3 protein-coding genes and 1 pseudogene are annotated in these 4,289 nt (G+C 58.1%); all 4 read left to right on the top strand.

Annotated features, from left to right (window positions below; all coding sequences use genetic code 11):
• Nucleotides 1-53: 53 nt before the first annotated feature.
• The 4 genes and pseudogenes from tnpC to BMI01S_RS36115 all read left to right on the top strand — a co-directional run bounded on the left by tnpC (nucleotide 54) and on the right by BMI01S_RS36115 (nucleotide 4,181).
• A pseudogene (gene tnpC / locus BMI01S_RS36130) lies at nucleotides 54-915 on the top strand (IS66 family transposase).
• Nucleotides 916-963: 48 nt separating this feature from the next.
• Nucleotides 964-2,223, top strand: coding sequence for a tyrosine-type recombinase/integrase (locus BMI01S_RS36125; RefSeq protein WP_028232991.1), 1,260 nt, complete (start codon nucleotides 964-966; stop codon nucleotides 2,221-2,223).
• The gene (locus BMI01S_RS36120; RefSeq protein WP_244145515.1) at nucleotides 2,220-3,137 is read left to right on the top strand and encodes a tyrosine-type recombinase/integrase; all 918 of its coding nucleotides are present in this window, start codon (nucleotides 2,220-2,222) and stop codon (nucleotides 3,135-3,137) included. The genes BMI01S_RS36125 and BMI01S_RS36120 overlap by 4 nt, the downstream gene beginning before the upstream one ends.
• Nucleotides 3,138-3,173: 36 nt before the next feature.
• Nucleotides 3,174-4,181, top strand: coding sequence for a tyrosine-type recombinase/integrase (locus BMI01S_RS36115; protein ID WP_028232990.1), 1,008 nt, complete (start codon nucleotides 3,174-3,176; stop codon nucleotides 4,179-4,181).
• The last annotated feature ends 108 nt before the right edge of the window (nucleotides 4,182-4,289 follow it).

Below are 4,289 nucleotides of genomic sequence, written 5' to 3'. Positions count from 1 at the left end.
AAACGCTATTCCGAAAGCGGAATAGCGTTTCGAAGTTCGCTGATCATCAACCGCTGTACCGACAGTCGGCCATTGCCGCACGCGACGGTGTGAAGCTCGACCCTGCCAGCATGGGGCGCTGGGTCGGCCAGTGCGAGGCCCTGTGCGAGCCGTTGACCGAAGCGCTGCGGATCTACACGATGGCATCCTTCAAGCTGCACGCGGATGACACGCCGATTCCGGAGCTTGCACCGGGCAACAGGAAGACACGCACGGGGCGCCTGTGGGTCTACGTTCGCGACGATACCCGATCGGGCTCGACGGAACCGGCTGCAGTCTGGTTTGCCTACTCGCCGGACCGCAAAGGCATTCATCCGCAGACTCATCTCGCCGGATTCAAGGGCATCCTGCAGGCCGACGCTTACGGCGGCTTCAACGAGCTATATGCGGGTGGCAAGATCCGCGAAGCCGCGTGCTGGGATCACGCGAGACGGTACATATACGACGTTCACGTCCGTACGCCGACCGATGCGACGAGGCACGTACTCGAACTGATCGGCGAACTTTATGGCATTGAAGCTGACATCCGCGGCAAGCCAGCCGTCGAACGGTTGCGCGTACGGCAGCAGAGGAGCCTCGCGGTGCTCTCGGCCATCAAGGCGTGGGGCGGACAAGATCGCAACGCTGTCGACGAAGTCTCAGCTGGCCAAGGCGATACGCTACTCGCTCAATCAATGGGACGCGCTCGTTCTGTACTGCGAAGACGGGCGCGTTGAGATCAGCAACGCCCTTGCCGAAAACGCCCTGCGCTGCGTGAGCCTGGGAAGGAATAATGCACAGCGGCAAATTACGCGGAGTTTGCATTCTTCAGAGCGCCACGAGCATTGGTGCGACTCGCCGTGCGGAGCGCCGCGTATCGGAACAAACTACGCATAAAAAAGCGTGCTTTCCTGATCGGGTAGCAATCCGTTTCAGGAGACTATCATGATCGCTTTGGTTCCACTACGACCGCAACCACAGGCATGGTTGTGGCACAGCGTCCTTGCTGACTTCGCAGAGGACTACTGTAAATACCTCGTTGATGCCGGCTACGCAGCCAGTACCGTCAACCGCTATGTCAGGTGCGTCGCGCACTTCGCGCATTGGCTCAATGTACATCGAATAGCCGCAGCCCGGATTGACGATCGACTTGTCTGCACGCTCGTTAACGACCATCTGCCGCGATGCACGTGCCCCTATCCCATTCCGAGAGGTCGGGCAGACGTGAGTGCGGCACTTCGACATCTTTTGGTTGTGCTCAATGCGAGCATCGTTCCTCGGTTTTTGTGGTCAGAGCCAGACACGGTACGGCATGAGGTGTGCAGCTTCACCGAATACCTCAAGGAAGTCTGTGGTCTTGCTGAATGTACGCGATATCAGCGCGGTCGCATCATTCGTGATTTCTTGGGCCACTACTTTTGTCGCAATCACATTGAGCTTGCGCGGATATCGAATCGGGATATTCTCAGCTTCGTGACGCGGTACCCTGAGGGGTGCAGGGCGGGAACAGCTCATGTGGTTGGGGTAACGCTGCGCAGCTATTTGCGATTCAGGGCCATGCAGTATGGAGATTGCATTCAAGAGCTGATCGCGGCAGTCCCGGGCGTAGCCGGATGGCGGCTAGCAGCGCTGCCTGAAACGTTCTTGGACACCGAGATCGGGCGGCTCCTGAGTTCCTTCGATCGCAATACGGCTCGCAGCCTACGTGATTACGCCATGATTCGCTTTTTGGCGGACCTTGGCTTACGGGCAGCCGAAGTCGTGCAGATCCAGCTCGACCATATCAACTGGCGGGAAGGTACTCTGCGCATCCCACGTACCAAATCGCGACGGGAATACGTCATCCCCCTGCCCGAACCGACTGGTCAAGCAATCGCAGACTACATCCAGTTGACCAGAAAGGTGACAACGACATCTCGCGCCGTCTTCGTCCGTCTTTATGCGCCGGCTGATGTTCCGATAGCGACGGGCTGCGTTCATCGGGCAGTGCATGCTCCGTACGTTCGTTGCGGCTGGACTGATCGATCGGGGACCCATCTCTTGAGGCACAGCGTTGCCCGGCGACTTCTCGAGTCAGGCTCTTCGCTGAAGGAAGTCGCCGACGTACTCCACCATCAAAGCATCGACACCACCGCGATCTACACGAAGATCGACGAGAACAGCTTGAAGATCGTGGCGCTCCCCTGGCCGGGGAGCACATCATGAAGCGCACCGTCAAGTCAGCGGACACAATGGTATCGCTGGTGGAAGCGTATCTCGCCGAACGACGCTGCCTCGGTTTCGATCTTAGAATCTCGGGGCAAACGCTGATGACCTTCGCACGTTTCGCAGATGCCACGGGGCATTGCGGTCCAATCAGTGAGAGGCTGGTCCTTGATTGGCCGCACTCGACGCCGAGCGATAGGGCCATTACCTGGGCGCGCAGGATTGAGGTTATTCGCCCCTTCGCGAAGTATCTCAAGCAATTCGCTCCAGCCACTGCTATTCCGCCACGTGATCTGTGCGGCCGGGCTCATCGTCGCCTCACGCCGCATATCTACACGGAGCAAGAAATCGTCGAACTTCTCGCCGCATCCGCAGCGATGTTGCCGGCCGGTTCGATCAGACCGCTCACCTACGAAACGCTGTTCGGCCTGATTGCGGCAACTGGTCTCCGTATCTCAGACGCTATCAATCTGTCCATGGACGACGCGAACCTTGCTCGGGGCACGCTGATTGTGCGTGAGACGAAGTTCAAAAAGGCGCGCCTTATTGTGTTGCACCCCACCGTGACTCTCGCGCTAAAGCGTTACAGAGCCCATCGTACGCTGGTCATCGCCGAAGAGCCGTGCGATTCATTCTTTGTGGGTCTTGCCGGCAGAAAGTTGGACGCGAGAACAGTCCACTGGGCGTTCGGTCGTCTCCGCGATCGACTAGGGTGGGTCGCTCGTGGCGACCACATATCGCCTCGGATTCGGGACCTGCGTCACACATTCGTGTGTCGGCGGATTCTGAAATGGCATCAGGAAGGCGTGAATGTCGACAACCGGTTGATTGCCCTGTCGACCTATCTTGGGCATGTGAAGCCGAGCGATACCTACTGGTATCTGAGCGCTGTGCCCGACCTCATGGAATGGTGAGCGAGAAATTCGCGTCCTTTGCTGAAGGAGTGAGCCATGAGTAAAGTCCGCCCGTCACCGAGTTTCGCCACGCTCATACAGGACTTCTTCGTCGAACGATTGATGGACCAACGCGCCGTCAGCCCGGAGACGATCTCCAGCTATCGAGATACGTTTCGCCTGTTTCTCCGATTTGCTTCTGAGCGCATCGGCAAGTGTCCATCCGATCTGACGCTGGCCGACATCGACGCGCCGACGGTGCTGGCCTTTCTACGGCATCTCGAGGTTGACCGGCATAACTGCGCTCGCACACGCAATGTTCGACTTGCGGCGGTTCGGTCGTTCATGAAGTATGCCGCCTATCGTGACATTGCATCGATGGACGTTATCCAGCGTGTACTTGCGGTGCCAATGAAGCGCTGCGAGAAACCTATGGTTGGATTCCTGTCGCGCGATGAGATCCAGCAGCTAATAGCGGCGCCGGATCCTGACACATGGTTCGGTCAACGCGACAGGGTCCTGCTGGCCACGATGTATAACACCAGGGCGCGGGTATCGGAGATACTCGCTCTGCGTGTCGGCGACGTCATCCTGGGCCCGGCACCCTTTGTCCGTATACTTGGCAAAGGTCAAAAGCAGCGTACAGTTCCGCTATGGCGTTCAACGGCCACGCTCATCAAGCGATGGTTACCACGTATCCAAGATGAACCGGGTCAACGACTGTTTCCGAACCGGTCGGGCACCGCGATGACTCGTTCCAATGTCGCTGACAGGCTGAGAATTGCTGTAACGCGGGCAAAGACCCAATGCCCACAATTCGCCAAACGATCCGTATCACCGCACCTGGTGAGGCACGCGACAGCCATGCATCTACTTCAATCCGGCGTTGATCTGTCCGTCATCGCGTTGTGGCTGGGGCACGAAAGTCCGTCGACTACACATGGATACATGGAAGCCGATCTCACCATGAAAGAGCGCGCGCTCCACAACATTCAACCGCCGCACGTGAAGAACCGTCGATATCGGCCGCCAGACCGTCTTCTTCAGTTCCTGGAGTCGCTGTAATTATGCGTAGTTCGCCGGACCGAACATCCTCTGGAACCGGCCCGGCGACTCGCACAGCATCGATCGGCAACGAACGGCTCCGCGTAATTCGCCGCTGCGCATTATTTT

This window comes from Paraburkholderia mimosarum LMG 23256 = NBRC 106338, assembly GCF_000739815.1.
In the GTDB taxonomy this organism is placed as follows: Bacteria; Pseudomonadota; Gammaproteobacteria; order Burkholderiales; family Burkholderiaceae; genus Paraburkholderia; species Paraburkholderia mimosarum.
Note: the sequence above shows the minus strand (reverse complement) of the source record. Positions and strands in the feature narration are given on the sequence as shown.

What these genes read in the sequence shown, in the direction of transcription:
- BMI01S_RS36125 (WP_028232991.1), top strand. Translation starts at nt 964, where the DNA reads ATGATCGCTTTGGTTCCACTACGACCGCAACCACAGGCATGGTTGTGG.
- BMI01S_RS36120 (WP_244145515.1), top strand. Translation starts at nt 2,220, where the DNA reads ATGAAGCGCACCGTCAAGTCAGCGGACACAATGGTATCGCTGGTGGAA.
- BMI01S_RS36115 (WP_028232990.1), top strand. Translation starts at nt 3,174, where the DNA reads ATGAGTAAAGTCCGCCCGTCACCGAGTTTCGCCACGCTCATACAGGAC.